Annotated in this window: 22 protein-coding genes; 12 read left to right on the forward strand and 10 right to left on the reverse strand. The window is 57.8% G+C overall.

What is annotated here, in order from left to right; translation table 11 throughout:
- The first annotated feature begins 85 nt into the window (after positions 1 to 85).
- On the forward strand, positions 86 to 1549 hold the full coding sequence (locus M8010_RS00165; RefSeq protein WP_250090064.1) for an aldehyde dehydrogenase: 1464 nt from the start codon (positions 86 to 88) through the stop codon (positions 1547 to 1549).
- Between the two features lie 57 nt (positions 1550 to 1606).
- Here M8010_RS00165 and M8010_RS00170 read toward each other — a convergent pair whose 3' ends face one another.
- Positions 1607 to 2971: a glutamine synthetase family protein gene (locus M8010_RS00170; RefSeq protein WP_250086638.1), complete on the reverse strand. Its 1365-nt coding sequence runs from the start codon at positions 2969 to 2971 to the stop codon at positions 1607 to 1609.
- A gap of 226 nt (positions 2972 to 3197) precedes the next feature.
- Here M8010_RS00170 and M8010_RS00175 point away from each other — a divergent pair, with 226 nt between their 5' ends.
- The 3 genes from M8010_RS00175 to bcp all read left to right on the forward strand — a co-directional run bounded on the left by M8010_RS00175 (position 3198) and on the right by bcp (position 4340).
- Entirely contained in the window at positions 3198 to 3581 is a 384-nt protein-coding gene (locus tag M8010_RS00175; protein WP_250086639.1) for a hypothetical protein, read from the forward strand.
- Positions 3582 to 3712: 131 nt separating this feature from the next.
- Complete coding sequence (locus M8010_RS19900) at positions 3713 to 3847, forward strand: hypothetical protein (protein ID WP_284047928.1); 135 nt, start codon at positions 3713 to 3715, stop codon at positions 3845 to 3847.
- A gap of 37 nt (positions 3848 to 3884) precedes the next feature.
- A complete protein-coding gene (gene bcp, locus M8010_RS00180) occupies positions 3885 to 4340 on the forward strand; it encodes a thioredoxin-dependent thiol peroxidase (RefSeq protein ID WP_250086641.1) in 456 nt (151 codons plus the stop codon).
- Positions 4341 to 4351: 11 nt separating this feature from the next.
- On the opposite strand, the gene M8010_RS00185 is transcribed toward bcp, so the two are convergent.
- On the reverse strand, positions 4352 to 6292 hold the full coding sequence (locus tag M8010_RS00185) for a winged helix-turn-helix domain-containing protein (protein ID WP_250086644.1): 1941 nt from the start codon (positions 6290 to 6292) through the stop codon (positions 4352 to 4354).
- A 166-nt stretch (positions 6293 to 6458) separates the two neighbouring features.
- Here M8010_RS00185 and M8010_RS00190 point away from each other — a divergent pair, with 166 nt between their 5' ends.
- On the forward strand, positions 6459 to 7067 hold the full coding sequence (locus M8010_RS00190) for a DUF1326 domain-containing protein (protein ID WP_250086646.1): 609 nt from the start codon (positions 6459 to 6461) through the stop codon (positions 7065 to 7067).
- 14 nt (positions 7068 to 7081) lie between these two features.
- Complete coding sequence (locus M8010_RS00195; RefSeq protein WP_250086647.1) at positions 7082 to 7849, forward strand: DUF2182 domain-containing protein; 768 nt, start codon at positions 7082 to 7084, stop codon at positions 7847 to 7849.
- Positions 7850 to 7851: 2 nt separating this feature from the next.
- On the opposite strand, the gene M8010_RS00200 is transcribed toward M8010_RS00195, so the two are convergent.
- Positions 7852 to 8916: an endonuclease/exonuclease/phosphatase family protein gene (locus tag M8010_RS00200; protein ID WP_250086649.1), complete on the reverse strand. Its 1065-nt coding sequence runs from the start codon at positions 8914 to 8916 to the stop codon at positions 7852 to 7854.
- A gap of 216 nt (positions 8917 to 9132) precedes the next feature.
- Between M8010_RS00200 and M8010_RS00205 the strand changes: the two genes are divergently transcribed.
- From M8010_RS00205 to M8010_RS00225, 5 genes are read left to right on the forward strand one after another with little or no spacing between them, the layout of a single operon-like run.
- Positions 9133 to 10239, forward strand: coding sequence for a polyamine ABC transporter substrate-binding protein (locus M8010_RS00205; RefSeq protein ID WP_250086651.1), 1107 nt, complete (start codon positions 9133 to 9135; stop codon positions 10237 to 10239).
- Positions 10240 to 10242: 3 nt separating this feature from the next.
- Positions 10243 to 11361 carry a polyamine ABC transporter ATP-binding protein gene (gene potA / locus M8010_RS00210; RefSeq protein WP_250086653.1) on the forward strand — a complete coding sequence of 373 codons (1119 nt, stop codon included), beginning with the start codon at positions 10243 to 10245 and terminating at the stop codon, positions 11359 to 11361.
- A 34-nt stretch (positions 11362 to 11395) separates the two neighbouring features.
- The gene (locus M8010_RS00215; protein WP_250090066.1) at positions 11396 to 12295 is read left to right on the forward strand and encodes an ABC transporter permease subunit; all 900 of its coding nucleotides are present in this window, start codon (positions 11396 to 11398) and stop codon (positions 12293 to 12295) included.
- Positions 12288 to 13106, forward strand: a complete 819-nt coding sequence (locus M8010_RS00220; protein ID WP_250086655.1) for an ABC transporter permease subunit — start codon at positions 12288 to 12290, stop codon at positions 13104 to 13106. Before M8010_RS00215 ends, M8010_RS00220 begins: the two co-directional genes overlap by 8 nt.
- A 24-nt stretch (positions 13107 to 13130) precedes the next feature.
- A complete protein-coding gene (locus tag M8010_RS00225) occupies positions 13131 to 15062 on the forward strand; it encodes a hypothetical protein (protein WP_502846196.1) in 1932 nt (643 codons plus the stop codon).
- Between the two features lie 28 nt (positions 15063 to 15090).
- Here the strand turns inward: M8010_RS00225 and M8010_RS00230 are convergent, their stop codons facing one another.
- Positions 15091 to 18228, reverse strand: a complete 3138-nt coding sequence (locus M8010_RS00230) for an efflux RND transporter permease subunit (protein ID WP_250086659.1) — start codon at positions 18226 to 18228, stop codon at positions 15091 to 15093.
- Positions 18225 to 19418 carry an efflux RND transporter periplasmic adaptor subunit gene (locus M8010_RS00235; protein ID WP_250086661.1) on the reverse strand — a complete coding sequence of 398 codons (1194 nt, stop codon included), beginning with the start codon at positions 19416 to 19418 and terminating at the stop codon, positions 18225 to 18227. The genes M8010_RS00230 and M8010_RS00235 overlap by 4 nt, the downstream gene beginning before the upstream one ends.
- Before the next feature lie 142 nt (positions 19419 to 19560).
- Here M8010_RS00235 and M8010_RS00240 point away from each other — a divergent pair, with 142 nt between their 5' ends.
- Positions 19561 to 20076 carry a hypothetical protein gene (locus M8010_RS00240; RefSeq protein WP_250086663.1) on the forward strand — a complete coding sequence of 172 codons (516 nt, stop codon included), beginning with the start codon at positions 19561 to 19563 and terminating at the stop codon, positions 20074 to 20076.
- Between the two features lie 67 nt (positions 20077 to 20143).
- On the opposite strand, the gene M8010_RS00245 is transcribed toward M8010_RS00240, so the two are convergent.
- The 5 genes from M8010_RS00245 to M8010_RS00265 form a co-directional block, all read right to left on the reverse strand.
- The gene (locus M8010_RS00245) at positions 20144 to 21139 is read right to left on the reverse strand and encodes a branched-chain amino acid ABC transporter permease (protein ID WP_250086665.1); all 996 of its coding nucleotides are present in this window, start codon (positions 21137 to 21139) and stop codon (positions 20144 to 20146) included.
- Between the two features lie 2 nt (positions 21140 to 21141).
- Complete coding sequence (locus tag M8010_RS00250) at positions 21142 to 22029, reverse strand: branched-chain amino acid ABC transporter permease (protein ID WP_250086667.1); 888 nt, start codon at positions 22027 to 22029, stop codon at positions 21142 to 21144.
- Positions 22030 to 22149: 120 nt separating this feature from the next.
- Positions 22150 to 23364, reverse strand: a complete 1215-nt coding sequence (locus M8010_RS00255; protein WP_250086669.1) for an ABC transporter substrate-binding protein — start codon at positions 23362 to 23364, stop codon at positions 22150 to 22152.
- An 87-nt stretch (positions 23365 to 23451) separates the two neighbouring features.
- Positions 23452 to 24174, reverse strand: coding sequence for an ABC transporter ATP-binding protein (locus tag M8010_RS00260; RefSeq protein WP_250086671.1), 723 nt, complete (start codon positions 24172 to 24174; stop codon positions 23452 to 23454).
- Entirely contained in the window at positions 24171 to 24947 is a 777-nt protein-coding gene (locus M8010_RS00265; RefSeq protein WP_250086673.1) for an ABC transporter ATP-binding protein, read from the reverse strand. Before M8010_RS00265 ends, M8010_RS00260 begins: the two co-directional genes overlap by 4 nt.
- Between the last annotated feature and the right edge of the window lie 59 nt (positions 24948 to 25006).

Consider the following 25006-nt stretch of genomic DNA (forward strand, 5'->3'; position numbering starts at 1 on the left):
ATTGGCGAATTCCCCTGCCTGAGAGCCTGCCATGAGTCATCCAGAACCTTCCACCACACCCACCGACCGGTCCGGCTGGCAAGCCATGGCAGATAAGCTCACCTTTGAAAGCCGCGCCTACGTGAATGGCGACTATCAATGGGCTGTGAGTGGCGAGACCTTTTCCTGCACCAGCCCGGTGGACGGGCGTGAGCTGACCCGGATTGCCAGTTGCGACCAGGCCGATGCCGACCTTGCGGTGACCGCCGCCAGGAAAGCCTTCGAAAGCGGTGTCTGGAGCCAAGTGGCACCTGCCAAACGCAATGCTGTTCTCGTTCGTTTCGCGGAACTGATCGAGGCCCATGGTGACGAACTGGCCCTGCTGGAAACCCTGGACATGGGCAAGCCCATCGCCCATGCCCGCCGTGTGGATGTGCCGGCAACCGCCCGGGCCATCCGCTGGACCGCCGAAGGCATCGACAAGGTATATGGCGAGCTGGCCGCCACACCCCACGACCAGATCGGTATGATTTCCCGGGAACCTATTGGCGTGGTGGCAGCCATCGTGCCCTGGAATTTCCCGATGATCATGGCGGCCTGGAAGATTGCGCCGGCACTGGCCACCGGCAATTCTGTCATCCTCAAACCGTCCGAAAAATCCCCGCTTACCGCTATTCGGTTGGCGGTCCTCGCGAAGGAAGCCGGCATTCCCGCTGGTGTGTTCAATGTGCTGCCCGGCTACGGCCATACCGTGGGCAAGGCTCTGGCGCTGCATATGGATGTGGACTGCCTGGTGTTCACCGGTTCCACCAATGTCGCCAAGCAACTGATGATCTACGCCGGCCAGTCCAACATGAAACGGGTGTGGCTGGAGGCCGGCGGCAAGAGCCCCAACATCGTCTTTGCCGACGCCCCGGACCTGAAAAAAGCAGCCGCTGAATCCGCCAGCGCCATTGCCTTCAACCAGGGTGAAGTGTGCACCGCCGGCAGCCGATTGCTGGTGGAAGAGAGTATTCGGGCAGAGTTTATCGGACTGATCCGTGAGGCCCTGAAAACCTGGCACCCTGGCCATCCCCTGGACCCGGCCACCACCTGCGGCGCCATCGTCGATCAGGCCCAACTGGACCGCATCATCGAGTACATCGGCATCGGCCAGTCCGAAGGGGCAACTCTGGTGGAAGGCGGGAAACGGGTGATGGAAGACACCGGCGGCCTGTTCGTTCAACCCACGGTATTCGCCGGGGTGAACAACCGCATGCGTATCGCCTCGGAAGAAATTTTCGGACCGGTACTGTCGGTGATCGGCTTCACCACCGCGGAGGAGGCCATAAACATTGCCAACGACTCTATTTACGGCCTGGCAGCAGCGGTTTGGACCTCCAACATCAACACCGCGTACAAAGTGGCCAAGGCCTTGCGGGCCGGCAGCGTGTGGATTAACCATTATGATGGCGGCGACATGACCGCGCCTTTCGGTGGCTTCAAACAGTCCGGCAATGGCCGGGACAAGTCCCTCCATGCGTTCGACAAGTACACCGAGATCAAATCGACCTGGCTTATGCTTGATTAGTGCAGTAAATGCGAAACGGCGCCACTTGGGCGCCGTTATTCAGGTGTGGTCAAAGTCTCAGACAGTGTGCAGGTACCACAGGTATTCAAGATCCGAGATCGTCATCTCGAATTCAGCCAGTTCGTGCTCCTTGCAGGCCACAAACACGTCCATGAAATCCCGCCCCAGATAATCCTCCATCACCGATGACTGGCCCAATTCCCGCAGTGCATCGCGCAGGTTATTTACCAGGCTGGCTTCGTGCTGCTCGTGGGCGTTGCCCACCGTAACCGGTGGTGGCTCGATCCTGTTGGTAATGCCGTGATGGATACCCGCCAGAACCGCCGCCATTAGCAGATAGGGATTCGCATCAGAGCCCGCTACCCGGTGCTCGATACGCAATGCCTCCGGATCGCCGCCAGGCAGGCGCAAGGACGCGGTGCGGTTATCCACGCCCCAGGTCGCAGCACTGGGCACGTAATACTCCGGGCTGAAGCGGCGATAGGAATTTATGTTGGGGCAGAACAGCGCCATGGCATCGTTCATGGTAGCCACCAACCCGCCAACAGCCCAAAGCAGCATCTCGTTGGGTTGCTCGGCATTGCCGGCAAACACGTTATGCCCTTCCCTGTCCACCAGGCTCACATGCAAGTGCATGCCACTGCCCGCCTGGTCATGGTAGGGCTTGGCCATGAAGGTGGTGTCCATTTCGTGGTCGTAGGCCACGTTCTTGATCAGCCGCTTGAGCAGGGTGGCATGGTCGCAAGCACGCACGGCATCATCCACGTAATGCAGGTTTACTTCGAACTGGCCGGGCGCGGATTCCGCCACCAGGGCATCCGCCGGCAGCTCCTGCTCGTGGGCCGCATCCAACACATCCGCCAGGAATTCCGCGTATTCATCCAGGTCGTCAATGGAATAGGCCTGGGTACCGGCGGGACGCTTACCGGAAATAGGCGACTTGGGCGGCCGGGGCCTGCCCGCCAGGTTTTCCTGGTCGATCAGGTAGAACTCCAGCTCATAGGCGGCCACCGGGGTCAGGCCCAACTCATCGAAACGTTTGACGATGTTCTGCAGTACCACACGCGGGTCTGCGAAGAAGGGTGTCTTGCGGTCCAGCTCGTACATGGTCAGCAGCAGTTGACCGGTAGGTCGCTTTTGCCAGGGTTCCATGGTCAGGGTGCCGTCGATAGGCAGGCACACTCTGTCCGCCTCGCCGATGTCGAGCCCCAGGCCGGTTTCTTCCACAGTCGTGCCCTGAATGTTCAGCGCAAAGATTGACGCCGGCAGGGCAATGCCGCGCCTGAACACCTTGGCCAGGGTCGACGGGTCCACCCGTTTGCCGCGGACAATACCGTTAATATCCGGAATCAGCAGATCAACAAACTGCAGTTCGGGGTGCGCTTTGAGGAATGCGTCAGCGCTCGCAAAACCAGAACCCATAGGGAAAGCCTTCCAGAACTCAAACAGGCCTGTGGCGAGGAGCCGGCACAGGGATTTTCAACGCTTCTTTATCCAGCTTTCCGGGGCGTTTTGCAAGATAGGCACATACCACACCAGAGGCTTTTTCTTGTGGACGCACCCTGATCACCGACACCGTTACTGCGTACTATCGATAACAAACGTATAAACTGTTATCGAGACTGTCCCTCATTGTCAGGAGCGCGCCGTGCCAAATAACCTCGGAATTACTGAACGAGTGGAGGAAATCAGGGAAAAGTCACCGGTTGACGCAGCTGAATCGTTGGCAAAGCTGGCACCGGACGAGATCCAGTTTGTGCTTTCACGCCTGCCTCATGAGCAGGCGATGGATGTAGCATCCCACTTGGCGGAGTCTGTGGGGGCAGAGGATCTTGCCACCAAGGCCGTGCTCTCCGGCGTCGAAGAAACCATCGGGGAGCTGATGACACCGGCGCCGATACATCGATACAGGAGGCGGTGGGAGAGGTGCTCTACCGCCACTATCCGCTATACCCGGTTGTTGACGACACCCATCATGTGGTCGGTGTTGTCCATGGCTGGAAGCTCTATGAACGCATCGCCTCGGAGCTGAGTGGTCAGGCTGGCGCCCAGTACGGTGTTGATAAGGAAGAACAGGTCAGTACTTCCGTGCTGAGCTCCTTCCGTATGCGCCACCCCTGATTACTGGTTAACCTGATAACGGCTTTTGCCGCAGCCTTTGTGGTGGGCGCGTTCGAAGATACCATTACCCGGATTGTCGCCCTGGCTATTACCCTTCGCGGAATGACACTCGGGCAGTTGCGGGATTACCCGGCCACCGCCAGCAGCATTTTCCTGGCAACGGCGCTCGTGCTTTAATGAAAGTCACTGAAACCATTGAAGGAGGCAATAACCCATGAGCTGGGAAGGTAAAACCGCGCCCGATTTCACGCTGCAAGACCAGGAAAGCAAAGAGCACACTCTGTCGGATTATCAGGGACAGAAAGTCCTGCTCTACTTTTACCCACGTGACGATACCCCGGGCTGTACCATCGAGGCTCAGCAATTCCGGGACCGGCTGGACGAGCTGAAAAACCATGGCGTGCAGGTGCTGGGTGTGAGTCGCGACACAGTTCGTTCGCACGAAAAATTCGCCCGGAAAGAATCGTTGAACTTCCCGATTCTGGCGGACCCGGAAGAAGAGGTGGTCAACCAGTACGAAGTACTCAAGCAGAAAAACATGTACGGTAAACAGGTGATGTCCGTGAACCGGGAGTCATTCCTGATTGATGAAAAGGGTGTGATTATGCGCCATTACGGCAAGGTCAAACCGGCAGAGCACGTGCAGGAAATACTTGATGACCTGACGTAAATGCCATACTGCTACCGCAAACGGTAGCCGATCCCGGCTACGGTCTCCATCTGTTTGGCGCAAGGACCAAGCTTGCGCCTCAGGCTGCGGACCACCGTATCCACCACGTTGCTACCGCCAAAGTAATTGGTATCCCATACGTTGCGCAGCAGGTCGGTTCTCGATACCGCTTTGCCCCTTCGGTCGCTCATGTATTTGATGACCCCGAATTCCAGGGGCGTAAGCGCAATCCGGGAACCGTCCACTACTAATTCGCGAGCCTCGGCATCCAGCACGGGGGCCCGCTCTATTCCCAGCTCTTCGGCCGCCAACCCCGCCAGCCAGCCATCCACCGACCCTGGTCCGAAATCCAGTACGGCGCTATAGAATGTGATCCCGTCCAGCACCTGCTCTTGACCTTCCAGCACCTCAAACCCCAGGCGCGTGGCCACGGGCGCGTAGGTGGCCAGATCATTGACCGTCAGATAAACCCGCCGCAGTGCAGGGCGTAACTCCATGTAGGTGCGTTTCAGATCCAGCCAGATGGCCGCCTGAACCTCCGAGGGGGCCTCGCCTTCAGCCAGGCTCAGCCAGCGCCGGCAGAACAGCGCCTGTTGTCCCTCGGGAATGGGGTTCTTTTCCTGATGGGAACACCATTCTGCGGTAATGGGGTCGTCCCCTAGCCAGCCGGGTTCCACCCGTGCACCGACAAACCTGCAACACAGCCCCAGAACCCGTTCGTCACGACCACGGACCACAACAAAGGTATCGGGACGCCGGCGCCACCACCTGCACAGGTGAGCCGCCGCACCAGACTTTTCCCTGCATTCGATAATACTGACAATGGCTGCATCATCGTCCGCTGTCGCCGGTTCGACGGCGAGTCTTTGCGTACCGGTGGGAAAGAAGGCCTCCCGTACGACCGGGTTTTCGATCAGGTAGAGCATGTCGGCGGTGTAGCGCCAGAGTTCGGCCCGTCCGGCAGCGTGGGCTTCCTCGATAAGCTGTTGCCAGGCGGCCTTCTGGTGACCAATGAAAGCACTTGGATCCCGGGCCCGCAGAGAGTGGGCAATGGCTTCGCGCACGGCGTCATGAATCAGCAGCCCGTCTTCGGCCTGATCTACGAAGGGCAGGCCACGGAGGCGATCATAGACATCGCGCGGAGCCAGATCCGGCAGTAAAGCCCGGAGCAGGGAAACGGTAACCCGCCGCACTACGGTGCTTGCTTCCAGAGCGCGTCGGGTAACCGGGTCCCCGGCGTCAGCCAGGAACATGTCAGTGAGTTCTTCAAGGACCTGTTGCAAACTGACTTCTTCGAAGGACAGATCCGGCCGTTCGGCATAGGCCGAAGCCGCCAACTGCAGGGCCAGAGGATGGCCGTGGGTGGCATGGGCAACGCGTGCGGCCGCCTTGGCCGGCACGCCAGCGCGGATCAGCAGACTACTGGCCTCAGCCTCAACCAGAGGACCAACCGCCATGGCGCAAAACCTTCCCTCTGGCGAAGTCCGCCAGGCGGCCAACGGCCTCTCGCGGCCCAGGCATAACAGACGGACATTATCCGGCAGTGCCGGCACCCATGTCTGGCGCAGCCAGGTGTCCATCAATCGGTATACTTCGTAGGTATCGAGCACCAGGATCACCCGGGCCCCAAGCTCACCCAGGCGGGCAGTGGCTTTATCCAGATTGCCGATACGCCCGCCGAGGGCCTTGCACAGCTCCCTCATGAAGCCTTCAATGGTGGGCTCTACGCTGCGACAATCGAGCTTTACGATAGTCGCGCCTTGCGACCTGGCCAGGCTGACAAACACATCCAGCAGGCGACTCTTGCCGATACCGGCAATGCCGTAGATATGCATGACCCTGGGGCCATCCGCATCGAGCAGTGTATGCAGAGTTGCCAGTTCCTCGCGACGGCCGACAAAACCCGGGGCTACATGGGGAGCCGGCGGTTCAGGTGTGTCGTGCGATTGCATAACCAGTACCTCCGTGACTTCCATAATACGCCAGTACCCGTAGCAGTGCAGTCCGGCCCTGCCTCCACGGCTGCAATCCTCACAATATCCTCATGATCTCATCACTCCACAGCTGTCAACTGCACCTATAGTGAACAATGCAGAACAACGCAAAGGAGGACAAATCATGACTGACACAACATGGAAACTGGAGGGCCACTACCTGGAAAGCTGTACCTGCCGGGAAGCATGCCCCTGCCTGCATCTGGGCCACCCCACGGAAGGTGACTGCACCGGTCTGGTGGCCTGGCATATCAACCAGGGCCACCATGCCGACACATCCCTGGATGGCCTGAACGTCGTGGTGGCCCTGAACTCGCCGGGGCATATGGCCGACGGTAACTGGAAGGTCGTGCTCTATCTGGACGAGAGCGCCAGCGAGTCCCAGCGGGAAGCCCTGGGCCAGATCTTCGGCGGTCAGGCCGGCGGCCACCCGGAAGTGCTGGCATCCTTCATCGGAGAAGTATTGGGGGTCGAGCATGTGCCCATTGATTATCAATACAACGCGGGCGAAGTACGTCTCAAGTTGGGCCGAATCGGCGGCGCGGTGGTACACGCCAACGAAGGGCCGGATGGTCAGCCGGTAACCCTGCACAACCATCCATTTGCGGTGGCGCCCGGCAATCCGGCGGTGTTAGGTACGTCGGAATCGTTGCAGCATCAGGCCTACGGTATTGACCTTGATACTGCCAAACGCACGGCCGCCTACTCGCCGTTCAGCTACGCCGGACCATAAGCGGAGAAGATATCGTGAACTGGACGATCGCCAAAGCCTACCAGCGTGACCGGTGGCTGATCATCAGTGGCATGGTGGTTGTCATTCTGCTGACCTGGGGTTATCTGTTCGATTCAGCAAGGGCAATGGGTCACCATGCTGCCATGCCTGCCTTCCCGGCCTGGGATGGTGGCCTGCTGGTGGGTATTTCGGCCATGTGGAGCATCATGATGATTACCATGATGCTCCCCAGCGCCACACCCATGATCCTGGGTTTTACCCGGGTACAACACCAACGCCGGCCGCGGGAAAAAGCCGTGCGGCTGACCTGGCTGTTTATTATGGGTTACCTGGGTGCCTGGACTGTGTTCAGCCTGGCTGCCGCTTTTGCCCAGTGGGTACTGTTTAGCCTCGGGCTGATGTCCTCGGCCATGGGCCAGACTGATACTCGGCTGGCCGGAGCCTTCCTGATTGGAGCCGGCCTTTTCCAGTGGAGCCCCCTGAAAGATGCCTGCATGACCCAGTGCCGCTCACCCCTCGATTTTCTGCTTAATTCATGGAGGGACGGCGAGCGTGGCGCTCTGGTCATGGGCCTTCACCACGGCGCATTCTGTATCGGCTGTTGCTGGATGCTAATGCTGCTGATGTTCGTGGGCGGGGTCATGAACCTGCTCTGGATGGCAGCCATTACTCTGTATGTAATGGCGGAAAAGCTCATGCCTCGAATGCAGGAATGGGGGCGTCTGACCGGCGGATTGCTGATTCTCTCGGGTGTCTTGATGCTAACCCTGTTTCAAGGATAACGCTACTCGCCCTGCTCCCTCACCTTGCCTTCGCGAATATTCTCCCGGGCCTCCTGATGCTCATCGCGATCTGCCTCTGGCGCATCGTGCTCATCCGCCCTTGATGGTCGGAAACAGAAGGTCACCAATATCGGAAAGTGATCGGAGCCAAATGGCGCCAGCCGCTCGATATGGCCCAGCGTGAAATGCTCGGTAATGAACGCGTGGTCCAGAGGCCAGCGCAGGAACCAGTGTTCCGCGTGGAAGGAGTTGAACATGCCGCGACCCCGTCGCGGGTCCAGCATGCCGCTGACGTTGCAGAACAGCCGAGTGGTGCGGGACCAGGCCACGTCGTTCAGATCTCCCGCAACAATGGCGGGGTAGCCGCCCTCATGGATCTGCTTGCCGACCAGCAGAAGTTCAGCATCCCGCCAAAGGGATTCCTCACTTTCGCTGGGAGATGGTGGACGCGGGTGCAGGGCGTGAAGCTTCACCCGGTCCCCACAAGGCAGTTTCAGCCAGCCGTGAATGGAGGGGATGTCGTCCTGGATCAGATACTTCACCTCTGCCTCCTCCAGCGGCAGCCGGGAATAAAGGTGCATACCGTAAAGGTTATCCAGCGGCACCCGAATGATTGTGGGCCAGTCGCCAAACGCCGCATCAAGCTGGTCACCCCACCACTGGTCTGATTCCAATGTCAGCAACAGATCCGGCTTCCGTTCCCGGACCTGACGAATCAAGCCTTCACTGTGGCGATTGGATGTCAGCACGTTGGCAATCATCAGTGTTACGCAGCGCTCTTCCTGTCCCGATTCAGCGGGACGCACCTGCAGGGGCCAGAGGCGTGTCCACGGGAGGATGCGATGCAACTGCAGCACAAGCACTATGGCGCATAGGCCAAGCACCCAGCCCCGCAGGCCCTCGTCTGCCAGCCAGAACGATACGACGGCAACCAGGGCGGTGAGGACAGCAATCTGTACCCGGGGAAACTCACAGGCCCGTATCCACCAGTCGTGAAGGCGAACTTTACCGAGCAGGGTTACTACCAGCAGGGCGACAGCCAGGATGAGCAGGATATAAGTTGTCAACCAGTTCTCCTCGGCGCAGGATTCCATTCTCATCCCACTATAAACGATCATCGGTGATCGTGAACCTTTAGATAGGCACAACCCCCGATCCCCGCACGGAAAATTTTCATAGCGCGCTCCCCATTCTCGTGATAAATATCGCGCGAAAGACCTGCAATTTACTGCGTGCGCTCTGCACGCTTTGTATCCATCCCTTTTTAGTGAGGGAAAACACCCATGTTGAAGTTGTGTAAGCCAGCGGCCCTTGCCGTCGCTATTGCTGTGTCATTGGGTGCGTCTTCTGCCTTCGCAGCGGAAGAAGTGCGTGTTTACAACTGGTCCGATTACATTGCCGAGGACACGCTGGAGAAATTCACCGCCGAAACCGGCATCAAGGTGATCTACGACGTCTACGACAGTAACGAGATCCTGGAAGCAGCGCTGCTCTCCGGGCGTTCCGGTTATGACCTCGTGGTGCCATCTAACCATTACGTCGCCAAGCAGATCTCCGCCAAAGCGTTCGAGAAGCTGGACCATGCCAAACTGCCGAACATGGCCAACCTGAATCCGGACCTGATGGATGACCTGGAGAAGGTTGACCCGGGAAGCCAGTTCTCCCTGCCCTACCTGTGGGGCACCAATGGCTACGGCTATAACGAAGGCCGTATCCGGGAAATTCTGGGGAATGATGCTCCAACCGACTCCTGGGCCCTGGTGTTTGACCCGGAAGTGACCGGCAAACTGGCCGCCGGCGGCTGCGGCATTGCGATGCTGGATTCGGGGGAAGAAATGGTGCGTGCGGCCATGGCCTACAAAGGTCTGGACCCGAATAGCATCAACGCAGATGACATCAAAAAAGGCGGCGAGGTGATCAAGGCCATTCGTCCGAACGTTACCTATTTCCATTCTTCCCGCTACATCAGCGACCTGGCCAACGGTGACCTGTGCGTGGCCGCCGGCTATTCCGGCGATATCCTGCAGGCCGCTGCCCGTGCCGAGGAAGCAGAGAATGGCAACGTCATCCGCTACACCATCCCCAAGGAAGGCGCGGTGCTGTGGTTCGACATGATGACCATTCCGGCAGGCGCCCCGAACGTGGAAAACGCCCACACGCTGATGAACTTCCTGATGCGCCCGGAGATCATCGCGGACGTGACCAACTATGTGTGGTACGCCAACCCCAACAAACCGGCCAATGAGTTCGTGGATCCGGATATCCTCGGCGACACCAGCATCTACCCAACCGATGAAGTGATGAAGAAGCTGTACATCATGGAAGGCCGGCCCCAGGACGCCCAGCGCCTGATGACCCGTACCTGGACCAACGTTAAGTCCGGTCGTTAAGGGGTGGAAAACGGCAACAGTACCTCCGCGCAAGCGGAGGTACTACTCCACATCGAAGGCATCACCAAGCGCTTTGACGGCACGCTGGCCGTGGACAATGTGAGCCTGGACATCCACAAGGGCGAGATCTTCGCGCTATTGGGCGGTTCCGGTTCCGGCAAGTCTACCTTGCTGCGCATGCTGGCGGGTTTTGAGGCGCCCAACACCGGTCGCGTTGTGCTGGACGGCCAGGACATTACCGCCCTGCCCCCGTATCTCCGACCTACCAACATGATGTTCCAGTCCTACGCCCTGTTCCCCCACATGACGGTGGAACAGAACATTGCCCTGGGCCTGAAACAGGACAAACTGCCGAAGGGCGAGATACGCGAGCGGGTCGACGCCATGCTCAAGCTCGTGAAAATGGAAACCTTTGGCAAGCGCAAGCCCTACCAGCTCTCCGGCGGCCAGCAGCAACGCGTGGCCCTGGCCCGCTCACTGGCCAAACGCCCGAAACTGCTGTTGCTGGACGAGCCCATGGGCGCGCTGGACAAGAAATTGCGCTCCGAGATGCAACTGGAGCTGGTGGAGATCCTGGAGAACGTAGGCGCCACCTGCCTGATGGTCACCCACGACCAGGAAGAAGCCATGACCATGGCCAGCCGCATCGCCATCATGGCCCAGGGCCGGATTGCCCAGGTGGGCTCGCCCATTGATATCTACGAAAGCCCAAACAGCCGCATGACGGCTGAGTTCATCGGCTCGGTGAATATTTTCGAGGCCAGGATTCTGGCTGATGAGTCCGACAGTATTACCCTGGAAAGTGCCGTGCTCGACGCTCCGGTATTTATCGACCGCGGTGTCAGTACACCAGCGGAAAGTACAGCCACCCTGGTTGCCCTGCGCCCGGAGAAGGTCTACATCTCCAGCGAAAAGCCGGAAGGCGAAACCAACTGGAGCAGGGGCATGGTTGATAACATCGCCTACCTCGGAGATATCAGTTGTTACTATGTCCGGCTGGCCAGCGGCAAACGGGTACAGGCCACCATGGCCAACGTGGAGCGCCGTGGCGAGCGGCCCACCTGGGGCGACACCGTGTTCGTGTCCTGGGAAGCCTCCAGCCCCATTCTGCTGTGGAACTAACGCCGTGGCCAATAAACTGATGTCCAGTCCGCTGATGGAGCGGGTGCGCGCAGTGGTATTTCACCGCCGGGTGGTATTCGGCATTCCGTTCCTGTGGTTGCTGCTGTTTTTCCTCCTGCCTTTCGCGCTGGTACTGAAAATCAGCTTTTCCTCGGCGGTGATGGCGATTCCGCCCTACCAGCCGGTGTTCAATTTCGTGGACAACACCTTCTCGGTGGTGGTGAATTTCAGCAACTACCTGTTCCTGCTGTCCGACAGCCTGTACATCGCCGCCTACTGGGGCTCGGTCAAGATCGCCCTGGTCTCGACGCTGGTGTGCCTGCTGATCGGCTATCCCATGGCCTACGCCATGGCCCGGGCCTCGGCGAGCATGCAGATGGTGCTATTGCTGATGGTCATGCTGCCGTCGTGGACTTCTTTCCTGATCCGCGTTTATGCCTGGATGGGCATCCTCGGCAACCAGGGCCTGCTGAACAACCTGCTGATGTGGCTGGGCGCGATCGACTCCCCGCTGAAGATGCTGAACACCAACTTTGCGGTGGTGCTGGGCATCGCCTATGCCTATTTACCGTTCATGGTGCTACCCATCTACACCAACCTGGTGAAGCTGGATGTGCGGCTGCTGGAAGCCGCCTCGGACCTGGGCTGCCGCAGCCTGACCACCTTCTGGGCCATCACCCTGCCGCTGTCCAAAGCAGGCATTATTGCCGGCTCCATGCTGGTGTTCATTCCGGCGGTGGGCGAATTCGTGATTCCCGAGCTTCTCGGCGGGCCAGACACGCTGATGATCGGCAAGGTGCTGTGGGAGGAATTCTTCAACAACCGCGACTGGCCGGTAGCGTCTTCCCTGGCCATCGTAATGCTGGCACTGCTGCTGATTCCCATCATCCTGTTCCACCGCTTCCAGGCGCGGGAGATGGAAAAACATGATTAAGTCGCAGCCATTCAGTTTTTCCAAAGTGATGCTGGTGTTGGGCCTTCTGTTTTTGTACCTGCCGATGCTGGTGCTGATCGTCTATTCTTTCAACGCATCAAGACTGGTGTCAGTTTGGGCGGGGTTTTCCACCCATTGGTACGGCGAGCTGTTCCGCGACCAGCAGATCCTGTCGGCAGTGTGGATGAGCCTGAGGATTGCCTTCTACTCTGCAACCATGGCGGCGTGCCTCGGTACCCTGTGTGCGTTCGTGATGACCCGTTTCAGGCGTATTCGCGGGCGCACCCTGTTCTCCAGCATGATCAGTGCACCGCTGGTAATGCCGGAAGTGATCACTGGCCTGTCGCTGTTGCTGCTGTTCGTGCAGATGGCCCAGACGATAGGCTGGCCGGCTGACCGGGGCATGGCGACCATCTGGATTGCCCACACCACCTTCTGCAGCGCTTATGTGGCCGTGGTGGTTAGCGCCCGCCTGCGGGAAGTGGACCGTTCCATCGAGGAAGCGGCGATGGATCTGGGTTGCACGCCCTTCAAGGCTTTCTTCGCGATCACCCTGCCAGTAATTTTGCCGGCGCTGGTGTCTGGCTGGCTGCTGGCGTTTACGCTGTCACTGGATGATCTGGTAATTGCCAGCTTTGTCTCCGGCCCGGGTGCGACTACACTGCCAATGGTGGTTTTCTCGTCTGTGCGCATGGGGGTCTCTCCCAAAATCAATGCGCTGGCCACGATTATTATTCTTACCGTATCTCTCATTGCGTTTATTGCCTGGTACATGATGCGGAGAAACGAGGAAAAACGTAAAAGGAGCTGACCATTGGATATCGCCCAGGCATCAATGCAATTTGACGCCGCCCTGGCAGAATTTGCCCGCGCCCGTAGCACGTCGCCTCAGGCTTCCAGCCTCAGCTTACTTGAGCGTGCACGCTTGCTGATGACGATGCCAGGCGGCTTTGACGTGTTATACCGCCGGGTTCGTGCGCTGGAGTCGGCGGGCATCTTTGGCACCAGCGACTGGTCCACACCAGCTATCCTGCAGCCTGCCCTGGCAAAGCACTCCCTGCGTGAGGCAGGTGCCGTCACCACGGTGGTGGAGGCTATCAGCGAAATCCGCCTTTTAGCGGTGGTTCGTGGCGACTACTTCCACCGCGGCATCTCCTCGGAGCAGGCCCGCAACTTCCTCACACAGGTTATGGCCCTGAACCTGGACCTGCTTTCCGGCTCGCTCACGGAAGCGGACCGGGAACGCCCCAAGCAGCTGGGTATGATTGTTGAGGGGCTGTACCAATACCTGATTTCCCACCTCGGCTACGACAGCCTGCTGGACAGCCTGGTCGCAGAGGTCTGGCGACTGCTGGAACAGGGTCCGGTGCAAGTGGACAGCATTTGCGACATGATCGGACAAATCGCCAAATGCCTGTACGATCCAGACCTGGAGACCAATGGTACCGCGGATGCCACCCGCCTGGTACGCGCCCTTTTCGCCCCTACCCCCGGCAGCAAGGAAGACCCCGGCCTGGATGTTTACCAGTTGCGCCTGGCGAAAATGGACCGCACTGCACTGTCTGCAGAGGCCACGGAATTTGCCCGCAACATGCACGACACCGGTCTTGCATCGCCTTATCACGCGATCTTCCTCCGCTTCCTTCGCACCAGCAATGAAGACGAACTGATCCCCAAAGCTCTGGGGCTGACCATGACCGGCCTGGATGACTTCTACTGTTACAACCAGCTGGTTTATTCCCTGATCGACGAAGCCATCTTTCCGGAGACCTGTCAGGCGGTCTACGGCCTCACCATGATGCTGGAACGTGGTTCGCTGTTTACGCCGGCAGTTGCCCAGGCACTCTGGCGACAGATCAAGCTTAAACTCTCGGCGGAAACCCAGCAGGCCCTTACAGACGTGTTCGGCAAGGCCGTGCCTCCCCGGGTATTCCTGCTGGCCGGAGTGCTGAACCTGCTTGGGCAGCCATTGGGCGTGGGCCAGGGCAACAATCCCAGTTGCCAGTCGGCCATCGGGCTGTCCATGTGGGCGTCCAACGAAGCGGATTACCTGCTCCAGGTGCTTGCCTGGGCAGCGAGGGACAATGAAGTGTTAAGTCGCTTTGAAGGTTGGGAAGTGTCATCCAGGAACCTTGAGCCTGGCCTGGTCAAGGAAGCCCCAGTGGATGTAGACCCGGTATCACTGATTCTGATTCCGCACCTGGACCGCATCTACGCCGAGATGTGGCGCCGCTGTGAAGACCGGGACGATGACGCCCACCGCTGGATCAACCCGGAGTTCTATGGCTGGTGGGTCAGCCATGGTTTTCGGGTGGTGGCAGATATACACACGGGAGAACTAGAGAACTACGAGGATTTTGTGCGGCACTTCTACGCCAGCTACCACCCCTTCTACAACGATAATATGCCTCTGATACATCCGCAGCCGGCCGGCATCGTCGTTACCGACAGTGCTGCGCGACTGGTTGGCCGCCACGCCATCACCATCCAGCGAGTAGCCCTGAGCCCAACCAACGAGATGCGGGTATATTTCTTCAACCCCAACAACGACAGCGGCCAGGATTGGGGCCAGGGTATCAACTGCTCGACGCGCGGAAATGGCGAGATTCGTGGAGAGGCTTCCCTGCCCATCGCGGAGTTTGCCTCCCGCCTTTATGCCTTCCATTACGACACGCTGGAACTGGGTGACCTCACTGCTATCCCCGAAGACGAGGTGGCCAGGGTTATGGAGCTGGGGTACGGCAGCTGGGCGGCGCCTGAGGAATAGAATACCAGGGTTGAAACCGTTCTCTGGCTTATGAAGCAGGTGATTGTGGCCGCGATGGCGGCTCTCGCGAGACAATAAACCTGTCCCTTACCGATTGAATCCATTGGTAGAACACCGGCACCAACAACGTACCCAGTATGGTCGCCGCAACCATTCCGCTCAGCACGGTTATACCGAGACTCACCCGGCTGGCTGCACCGGCACCACTGGCAAATACCAGGGGAAGCACACCGAGCACAAACGAAAGCGCCGTCATCAGAACCGCGCGGAATCGGAGTACGGCCGCTTTCCTGGCTGCTTCTCCAGTGGAAAGGCCGGATTGCCGAAGCTGCATTGCAAATTCCACAATGAGAATGGCCGTTTTGGTCGACAGACCGATCAGCAGCACCAACCCTACCTGTGCGTATATATTGTTGGCCAGGCCGAATAGCCAAAGCCCGCCCATGGCGCCAAACATGGCTAATGGAACCGCACCGATTACCGCTATCGGGAGGCTCCAGCTTTCGTACTGAGCGACGAGAAACAGATAAACGAACACGATAGCCAACAGAAAGATCAAAGTCGCCAGGCTGCCTGCCTGTATTTCCTGCAGGCTCTGCCCCGCCCAGCTGAACTCATAGCCCTGGGGCAGCTTTTCTGCCAGGTTTGCCATGGTGGCAAGGGCATCCCCACTGGCAAAGCCGGCGGCAGCCTCACCGGATATGGTCACCGAGCGTTTGAGATTGAAATGCTGGATGCTCGAAGGCCCCAACACTGGCTCCAGTGATGCCAGAGTGGTCAAGGGCACCATGTCACCTTGCTGGTTGCGCACGTAGTAGTAGGAAAGATCTTCAGGACTTTGCCGGTAGTTTCCCTCAGCCTGCAGTAATACCCTGTAGTTCTTACCAAAACGGGTAAAGTCATTGACGTAAAGCGAACCGAGCTGGGTCTGTAGTGTAGAGAAGATATCAGAAAGCTGTATGCCCAATGCCTTGGCCTTGTTGCGATCCACCTGCAGAAGGAACTGAGGAATATTGGCGCGATAGGTACTGTATACCCGGGAAAGGGATGCCTGCTGGTTGGCCTCGAAAATCAGTCCGTTCATGACTTGGGAAAGCTCGGAGACGTCGCGGCCCAAATTGTCCTGAAGCCTGAAATCGAACCCTGCCGAGGTGCCAAGCCCGGGAATCGGTGGCGGGTTGAACACCATGACCTGCGCTTCAGCCACCGTCCAGAGGCGCGAAGACAACCGGGGTATAAGCTGCTGCAGGCCCAGAGAGTCATCTTCCCGATCTTCCCAGTCCTTGAGCATCACGATACCCAGGCCGTTATTGGAATTGGCACCCCCCAACAGCGAAAAACCCGATACCGTAATAAAGTCCGTCACGGCAGGGTCTTCCAGCACCATACCGGTCACTTTATTGAGCACCGCATCGGTTCGTTCGAGTGAAGCGGCATCTGGCAGCTGCACATCCACAAAAAGAAAACCCTGATCTTCTGGTGGCACAAACGCCGTCGGCACTGCCCTGAACAGGCCGGCGCTGACAACCAGAATCGCTACCAGCCCTACACCGACCAGCGCACCCTTGCGAAGCAGCCGCGTTACCAGGCCGTCGTACCCCCTGGTTCCACCGACAATCAACCGCTCGAACGGTCGTAGCCAACGAATCGATTGATTGCTTTCCCGTCCCAGCAGAGAAACGCAAAGCGCCGGACCCAGCGTCAGCGCATTGATGGAGGAAATGATCACTGCTACCGAAATAGTGACGGAAAACTGTTTATAAAGCTCTCCGGTAATGCCGGGCATGAACCCTACCGGGACGAACACAGCGAGCAACACCAGAGTGGTGGCAATTACCGGACCGGTAACCTCCGCCATGGCCTTGGTCACAGCCTCGCGGATGGGAAGCTTTTCTTCCTGCAGAATACGTTCAACGTTTTCGATCACCACAATGGCATCATCCACCACAATGCCAATGGCGAGAACCAGGCCAAACAGGGTGATGGTGTTAATGGAATACCCAAGCATCGCCATGACGGCAAAGGTACCAATCAGTGAGACTGGAATGGCGATACTGGGAATGAGTGTGGCGCGCCAGTTCTGCAAAAACAGAAAAACCACCAGGATTACCAGCCCGACTGCCTGGAACAGGGTAACAATCACTTCGTCGATCGAACGGCTGATAAATTCGGTGGTGTCGTAGAGAATGCTGTAATCAACACCGTCCGGGAAACTGGCCGAGGCTTCGTCAACTACCCCTTTTACCCGTTCTGCCACCTCAAGCGCATTGGCAGTAGGCAGTTGATAAATAACCACGAACGCGGTGTCCTGATTGTTCAGTTTGGCGGTGGACGCATACGAGCGGGAGCCCAACTCAATTCGACCGATATCCCTCAGCCGCACAAAACCACCATCAGATTTTGCCCGAAGAATGGTCTGGGCGAACTCGTCGGGATCAGACAGCCGCTCACGGCTCTGGATGCTATATACAAATTGCTGCCCGGCGGGCACAGGGGGTTGCCCAAGCTTGCCGGCGGCAACAATCTGATTTTGCTCCCGCAAGGCTGCAGCCACTTCTGCAACGGTGATATCGAGGGAAGACATGCGTTGCGGGTCCAGCCAGATCCGCATGCTGTAGTCTTTTGCCCCCATTACCTCTGCGGAGCCAACACCCGGTACCCGTCCCAGAGCCTCCACCAGATTGTTGGAGGCGTAATTACTCAGGAAAACACCATCCAGGTCAGGGCGTTCAGAAGTGAGGTTGATACCCATCAACATATTGCCAGACTGCTTGCTGACAACTACACCCTGTCGACGTACTTCGTCCGGCAGGAAAGGCTCAGCCAGGGCGACCCGATTCTGTACATTCACCTGGGCAATGTCGGTATCGATGCCGCTCTCAAACGTGAGGGTAATCTTGGCGGTACCATCACTGGAGGCCGTCGACTCGATATAGATCATACCCTCGACACCGTTAAGCTGTTGCTCAACAGGCCTGACGACCGCCTCCTCAACCACCTGGGAACTGGCGCCAGGCAACGATGCAGTCACCTGAATCTGAGGAGGAGCCATATCGGGATACATATTGACTGGCAAAGCCCTGAGGGCGAGCAGCCCCGCGAGGGTAATCAGGATGGAAATGACGAATGCAAATTTTGGCCGCTGGATAAAAACGCCGCTGATCATTGACCAACCTCGCCCGCATCCTCAAGCGCTCCGGTATCGGGATCCATGCGCTTTGTTACCGGGTTAACCGTTGCTCCGGAACGGACTTTCTGCAGCCCTTCCACAATCACCCGTTCGCCGGTCTCAAGCCCGCTCTGCGCCACCACCATCGCACCCTGGCGAGGCCCGGTTTTGATAAAACGCTGCACTACCTGCTGTTGGTCGTCTACTACCAGAACAAACATTCCCTCAATGGTTTCCTGCACGGCCACCTGCGGCACCTGAATCTGTGATTCGCCGGCCTGGCCTTCTACGTGCAGTGTCACGTAAAGCCCTGGCAGCAGAATGGCCTCAGAATTGGGAAAGACGGCCCGCATGGCAACGGTCCCGGTACTGGCATCCGTGCTGACATCGGCAAAATCGAGCGCGCCACCCTGTGAATAACGTTGTCCGCCCGGCAACGTAAGGTACAGGGACAGATTACGGACAATGTCATCCGCTGAATCCCGTCTCAACCGCCGAAAAGCGACATAGTCAGCTTCGTTAAGCTGAAACTCTACGTAAATGGGGTCCGTCACCATAATTTCTGTAATCGCGCCGCTGGCAGGACTGACTACAGAACCGACATCGAAATTGAGTTTGCCCACCCATCCGCCGAAGGGTGCCCGGATTTCGGTATAGCTCAGGTTATTGGCGGCTTTCTGCACCGCCGCTTCCGCCGCCTGCAAGCGACCTTCCGCCGCGTTGAGCCGATCTTTAAGCTTGTCCAGGTCCGCATCCGAGAGGTATCCCTTATTCGCGACGTCTTCTCCCCGCTGGAGATTTCTGGTGGCTGACAGAAGCTCTGCTCGAGAGGCCTCCAGTTCTGCTTCGGCTTGTCTCAAATCGGCACCGGTGCTGGTGCTTTCCAGGCGCACCAGCAGTTGCCCCTGTTCAACCCGCGAACCTTCCCTGAAATGAACCTCCTGAATCTCCGCTTCAATTCGTGCTGAAATCCCGGCTTTTGCTGAAGCGGCGGTTCTGGCAACAAATTCCCGGGATGGCCGCACCTCAGCGTTGTCCAGCACCACCACAGACACGGATACCGGCGCCGCCTGTGGCGATTCCGTGGACTCAGAGCAGCCTGCGATGAAGGACAGCGAAAAACACAAAGCGAGGACAGCCGCAGATTGATTCCGGGCAAGCCCGCGGAGGGATCGGGATCTGAACATTTCATATCGTCCTTGAAACAAGGGGCCCGAAATGCACGACTGGGTTGGAACTCAATAATAGCCAACGCCCCCGAAGCTGGCTATTAATTAATCGCACAACCAGTCTAATATACTAAACACCAATCGTCTGACGGATACCACGATGACAACTCGAGTGACCATTCCAATCGCCTTGCTGGCAATTTCGCTCAGTGGCTGTGCGTTCCAGGAAACCCTGAAAAGCGGCACTGACAACCCTTGCGCAACCCTGAAAGAAATCGTGGAAGATTACCCAGCGGAGTTCGCTTCGTTTCGGAGAGGCGGAACCGATTACCGTTCGGTGACGATCTACCGGGCAAAACAGGAGCTGATCAGGGGGCATTGCGAAGTCTGGGCCTGGGGCAACGCGGATTCGGCCTATGTCTGTACCGTGGGTGCACCTGACCCAGAGGTGGCAAGTGCGCTTTACCGTCGGGCAGTGGAGCAGGTTTCAGGCTGTCTCGGGCCAGAATGGGCATTGAAGGAAGAAGAGCGAGAAAGAGACGGTCAGGCAGACGGCCTGGCCACCCGTTTCCGTCATCCCGATTCCACAAAGCCGGCGGTTTCTGTGCACAACGTTGAGGATCGCTCGCGCCGGTCGGTTTATCTCTACATTGGAAGCCCGGCACGGGCTTTCTGACATCACCATTACCAAAAGGCCGCCTCGTTAGGCGGCCTCTGTCAAACTGAGATAACTGACTCACACGCTAACTCATATTCTTCCGCATGAAGTTCTGGATCTCACCCACGATGCCCGAACGGAAGGCCATCACTGTCAGCACGAAGATAGCGCCAAGGATGGGATCCACCCAGTCACCCAACGGCCCCTGTGAAAGCTGGTATTCCAGGGTCACCACGAAACCGGCGCCCACCACGGGGCCCAGGAGGGTGCCGGTGCCGCCCAGCAGAGTCATGAGGATGACTTCACCGGACATGTGCCAGTGGGCGTCGTTAAGGGAGGCCAACTGGAACACCACGGTTTTCACCGAGCCGGCCAGGCCAGCCAGGCCGGCAGAGAGTATGAAAGCCATCAGTTTGTAGCGGTCCACGTTGTAACCCAGGGATACCGCTCTTGGTTCGTTCTGCTTGATCGCTTTGAGCACCTGGCCAAACGGTGACCCCACAATGCGCTGCACCAGCAGGTAACCGGCCAGAAACACCGCCAGCACAAAGTAGTACATGGCGTTGTTGTCATTCAGGTCTATCACGCCAAGCAGGTAACCCCGGGGCACGCCGTGCATGCCGTCCTCGCCACCGGTAAACGGCGCCTGCACGAAGAAGAAATAGACCAGCTGTGCCAGCGCCAGGGTAATCATCGCGAAGTAGATGCCCTGTCGACGTATCGCCACAAGGCCAAAACCCAGGCCAAGTACCAGTGATGCCGCTGTGCCCACGATAATGCCCATTTCCGTGGTCAGCCCGGGGAAGCTCGATAGCAGGTAGCCAGTCGTATAGGAACCAGCCGCCAGGAAAGCGGCATGCCCGAAAGACAGCAGGCCGGTGTAGCCAAGAAGAAGGTTCAATGCCACCGCGAACAGGGCAAAACACAGGATTTTCATCAGGAACACGGGGTAGAACACCGCTGGTGCCAGCAGTAGCAGGGCCAGCAACACCAGGTTGAGGATCTGCTTTTTACGTTGCTCTGCTTTCTGCTGTTTGACGATACTTTGATGGATATCAGTCTGTGTGGTTGTCGTCGCCATGGTTACGCCTCCTTACCGAACAGGCCGGATGGCCGAATCAACAGAACAACCACCATCACCAGGAAGATCACGGCTGCCGACCCTTCCGGGTAGAATACTTTGGTGAACCCTTCCACAACTCCCATCATCAGGCCGGTAATCACGGCACCCGCTATGGAACCCATGCCGCCGATCACCACCACGGCGAACACAACAATGAGTATGTTGGATCCCATCACCGGGGACACCGAGTAGATGGGCGCAGCAAGGGCGCCCGCAAACGCAGCCAGCATGACGCCGAAACCGTAGGTCAGGCTGATCAGCAGTGGCACGTTGATACCGAACCCCTGCATCAGCTGGGAGTCTTCCGTACCGGCCCGCAGGTAGGAGCCAAGCCGGGTTTTTTCAATCATGAACCAGGTGCCGAAACATACCAGCAAAGCCGCCACGATAACCCAGGCGCGATAATATGGAAGGAACATGAACCCCAGGTTCATGCCACCCCTGAACACTTCCGGCATGGAATAACGCAGGCCGGAAACGCCATAAATATTGGTCAGTACACCCTGGAGAATAAGGGCAATACCAAATGTCAGAAGCAGGCTGTAAATATGGTCCTGTCCCGCAATGCGGCGCAACAGGAAATACTCCAGCACAATGCCAAAACAACCTACTACCAACGGGGCCAGAAAAAGAGCCACCCAGTAGTTGATTCCGAAGGCGTCAAACATCAGAACGGTGCACATTGCACCGAGCATGTACATGGCGCCATGGGCAAAGTTAATGATTTTGAGCAGGCCGAATATGACCGCCAGCCCCAGACTCAAGAGGGCGTAAAAGGCACCATTGATAATCCCGAGCATTAGCTGGCCAGAAAGCACAGCTACAGGGACTCCCAGAATCTCGGTCATGTTACAAACTCCAAAAGCAGCACAACGTTCAACTTACAGAGGCGAACTGCGTGTCTGCAGGTCAGTGGCCGCCCCGCCCGAACTGCAGGATGGGGCGGAGCGGCCCGGTCGGTCAGAACATCAGTTTTGGGTTACGAGCTTGCACTTGCTCTCGGACAACGGGCGGTAGGCTTCCTCTCCCGGAATAGTGCGCACGATCTCGTACAGGTCCCACTCGTTCTTGGACTCTTCAGGCGTCTTGACTTCCGCCAGGTACATGTCGTGCACCATGCGACCGTCCTCGCGGATGATGCCGTTCTTGGCAAACATGTCGTTGATGGGCGTGTCCATCATCTGCTTGCGCACAGTCTGGGCATCATCGGATCCGGTTGCCTTGACGGCGTTCAGGTACTGCATGGTGCTGGAGTAGATGCCGGCATGAACCATGGTGGGGCGAACGCCGGTTTCTTCCATGAAACGATCAGACCAGGCGCGGGTTTCATCGTTCATGTCCCAGTACCAGCCAGTGGTCAACTGGATACCCTGGGCGGAATTCACACCCAATGCGTGAACATCGGTCAGGAACAGCAATAGGGCTGCCAGAGTCTGGCCAGACTGAGTCAGGCCGAATTCACCGGCCGTCGTGATGGCGTTAGTGGTGTCTGCACCAGCGTTGGCCAGGGCAACGACATCAGCACCTGAGGACTGTGCCTGCAGAATGAAGGACGAGAAGTCAGAGGTCGGGAAAGGATGACGCACCGCGTCGAGTATTTCACCACCGTTTTCTTCCACAACACGGGTGACGTCACCTTCCAGAGCGTGGCCGAACGCGTAATCAGCGGTGAGGATAAACCAGGTTTTACCGCCCTCTTTTACCACAGCACTGGCTGTGCCGTTGGCCAGCGGGTAGGTGTCATAGACATAGTGAATGTGGTTAGGGGTACAGTGCTCGTTGGTTATACTGGAAGCGGCGGAGCCAGAGACAATACCCAGCTTGTCGTTTTCTTCCAGGATATTGCTCACGGCGATGGTGACCGAGGAAGCAACCAGGCCTGCCACCAGATCTACGTCTTCGTTCTCAACCCAGCGGCGGACCGTGCTTGAAGATGAGTCCGGGCTGTTGCGGTCGTCGGCGCTGACAACCTCGATCTTCGCCCCGTTCACAGTGCCACCAAAATCAGAAATGGCCATTTCAAGCGCTGTCAGGCCATTGGGACCCGCCAGGTCACGGTAGGTACCTGACATGTCCGCCAGGTACCCGATCTTGACCGTTTCATTGGATATTTCAGCCTGTGCGCCGCCCACCATCATGGCTGAGGCAATCGCTGTTGTAAGGAGCTTTTTGGTAATTGTCATTGTTGTTTCTCCGCTACTGTCTTTGCGTTGGTTTTCGGGTTTCATTCTTGTTGCTTTTGTTGCACTTCCTACTTCATGACCCGAGCGCTATACACCCAGGTAGCTATCCAGTAACGATTGCTTGGCTTCAAGCTCATCGGAACGGATTTCCTCCACAATCTGGCCGTGTTCCATCACGTAATGACGGTCCGCCAGTGGTGCGGCGAAATGGAAATTCTGCTCTACCAGGACGATAGTGAGGCCCTTTTCCTTGAGATGGATCAGCACCTCGGCCAATTTCTCAACAATCACTGGTGCCAGGCCCTCGGTGATTTCATCAAGCAGCAGCATGTTGGCACCGGTTCTCAGTATCCGGGCCATGGCCAACATCTGCTGCTCGCCTCCCGAGAGCTTGGAACCCTGGCTGGTGCGCCGCTCATACAGGTTAGGGAACATGGAGAAGATTTCTTCCAGCCCCAGGCCGCCACTTCTTACTATCGGTGGAAGAGTCAGGTTTTCCATGACATTGAGCCCGGAAAAAATGCCCCGGTGTTCGGGGCAATACCCGACTCCCAACCTTGCAATATGGTGAGGTGCACAGGACATGGTCTCCTCACCGTTGATCATGATCGAGCCCGTACGGCGGCCCACCATATTCATAATGGCTTTCAGGGTTGTGCTACGGCCGGCACCGTTACGGCCCAGAAGGGTAACCAGCTCGCCGCGCTTAACCTCCAAATCAATGCCATGGAGAATGTGCGACTCACCGTAAAACGCGTGAAGCCCCTTGATACGAAGCTGTTCATATTCCTTATGGGAGGCCTGGCTCATTCCGCTGTCTCCTGCTTCTTGGTCGCGCTGCCACCCATGTACACCTCGCGCACCCTGGGATCGTCGGAAACTTCCTGGTAGTCACCCTCGGTCAGCACCGAACCCTGGGCCAGCACTGTGACCCGGTCACAGAGTTTGCTGACCACGCCCAGGTTGTGCTCTACCATCAGTACTGTGCGGCCCTGGGCAGCCTTGCGCACCAATTCCACTACCTGTTCCACGTCCTCGCTGCCCATGCCCTGAGTGGGCTCGTCCAGCAGCATCAATTCCGGTTCCATAGCCAGAGTTGTGGCCAGTTCCAGCGCGCGCTTGCGGCCATAGGCCAATTCTACGGTAGTGGTATTGGCAAACTCGGTCAGGCCCACGCTGTCCAGAAGTTCCATGCAGCGATCGTTCAACCTGTTCAGGGATTGGCCGGATTTCCAGAATTTGAATGAGTTGCCTTCGAAGCTTTGCAGGGCCACACGGATATTTTCCAGCGCGGTCATGTGGGGGAACACGGCGGAAATCTGGAAGGAACGCACCACGCCCTCGCGGGCAATGGCTGCGGACTTCATGGACGTGATGTCCATACCCTTGAACAGGATCTTGCCCCGGGTAGGAATCAGGAATTTGGTGAGCAGGTTGAAGACCGTGGTCTTGCCCGCGCCGTTGGGGCCGATCAGGGCATGAATGTGGCCACGCTGCACCTTAAGGTTGACGTCGTCGACCGCCACAAAGCCCTTGAACTCTTTGACGAGGTTTTGGGTCTCCAGAACGAACGGGTCACTCATGAGCCATCCTACCTTTTGTTATTGTTGTGCATTTGAACTACTCACAGAGTAGATTGACG

The sequence above is a fragment of the Marinobacter sp. ATCH36 genome, from assembly GCF_023555055.1.
Taxonomy (GTDB): Bacteria; Pseudomonadota; Gammaproteobacteria; order Pseudomonadales; family Oleiphilaceae; genus Marinobacter.

Bases quoted from the DNA above. Each gene is read 5' to 3' on its own strand.
- M8010_RS00165 (WP_250090064.1), top strand. From the start codon at position 86: ATGGCAGATAAGCTCACCTTTGAAAGCCGCGCCTACGTGAATGGCGAC.
- M8010_RS00170 (WP_250086638.1), bottom strand. From the start codon at position 2,971: ATGGGTTCTGGTTTTGCGAGCGCTGACGCATTCCTCAAAGCGCACCCC.
- bcp (WP_250086641.1), top strand. From the start codon at position 3,885: ATGAGCTGGGAAGGTAAAACCGCGCCCGATTTCACGCTGCAAGACCAG.
- M8010_RS00185 (WP_250086644.1), bottom strand. From the start codon at position 6,292: ATGCAATCGCACGACACACCTGAACCGCCGGCTCCCCATGTAGCCCCG.
- M8010_RS00190 (WP_250086646.1), top strand. From the start codon at position 6,459: ATGACTGACACAACATGGAAACTGGAGGGCCACTACCTGGAAAGCTGT.
- M8010_RS00205 (WP_250086651.1), top strand. From the start codon at position 9,133: ATGTTGAAGTTGTGTAAGCCAGCGGCCCTTGCCGTCGCTATTGCTGTG.
- M8010_RS00215 (WP_250090066.1), top strand. From the start codon at position 11,396: ATGGAGCGGGTGCGCGCAGTGGTATTTCACCGCCGGGTGGTATTCGGC.
- M8010_RS00220 (WP_250086655.1), top strand. From the start codon at position 12,288: ATGATTAAGTCGCAGCCATTCAGTTTTTCCAAAGTGATGCTGGTGTTG.
- M8010_RS00225 (WP_502846196.1), top strand. From the start codon at position 13,131: ATGCAATTTGACGCCGCCCTGGCAGAATTTGCCCGCGCCCGTAGCACG.
- M8010_RS00230 (WP_250086659.1), bottom strand. From the start codon at position 18,228: ATGATCAGCGGCGTTTTTATCCAGCGGCCAAAATTTGCATTCGTCATT.
- M8010_RS00235 (WP_250086661.1), bottom strand. From the start codon at position 19,418: ATGTTCAGATCCCGATCCCTCCGCGGGCTTGCCCGGAATCAATCTGCG.
- M8010_RS00240 (WP_250086663.1), top strand. From the start codon at position 19,561: ATGACAACTCGAGTGACCATTCCAATCGCCTTGCTGGCAATTTCGCTC.
- M8010_RS00245 (WP_250086665.1), bottom strand. From the start codon at position 21,139: ATGGCGACGACAACCACACAGACTGATATCCATCAAAGTATCGTCAAA.
- M8010_RS00250 (WP_250086667.1), bottom strand. From the start codon at position 22,029: ATGACCGAGATTCTGGGAGTCCCTGTAGCTGTGCTTTCTGGCCAGCTA.
- M8010_RS00255 (WP_250086669.1), bottom strand. From the start codon at position 23,364: ATGACAATTACCAAAAAGCTCCTTACAACAGCGATTGCCTCAGCCATG.
- M8010_RS00260 (WP_250086671.1), bottom strand. From the start codon at position 24,174: ATGAGCCAGGCCTCCCATAAGGAATATGAACAGCTTCGTATCAAGGGG.
- M8010_RS00265 (WP_250086673.1), bottom strand. From the start codon at position 24,947: ATGAGTGACCCGTTCGTTCTGGAGACCCAAAACCTCGTCAAAGAGTTC.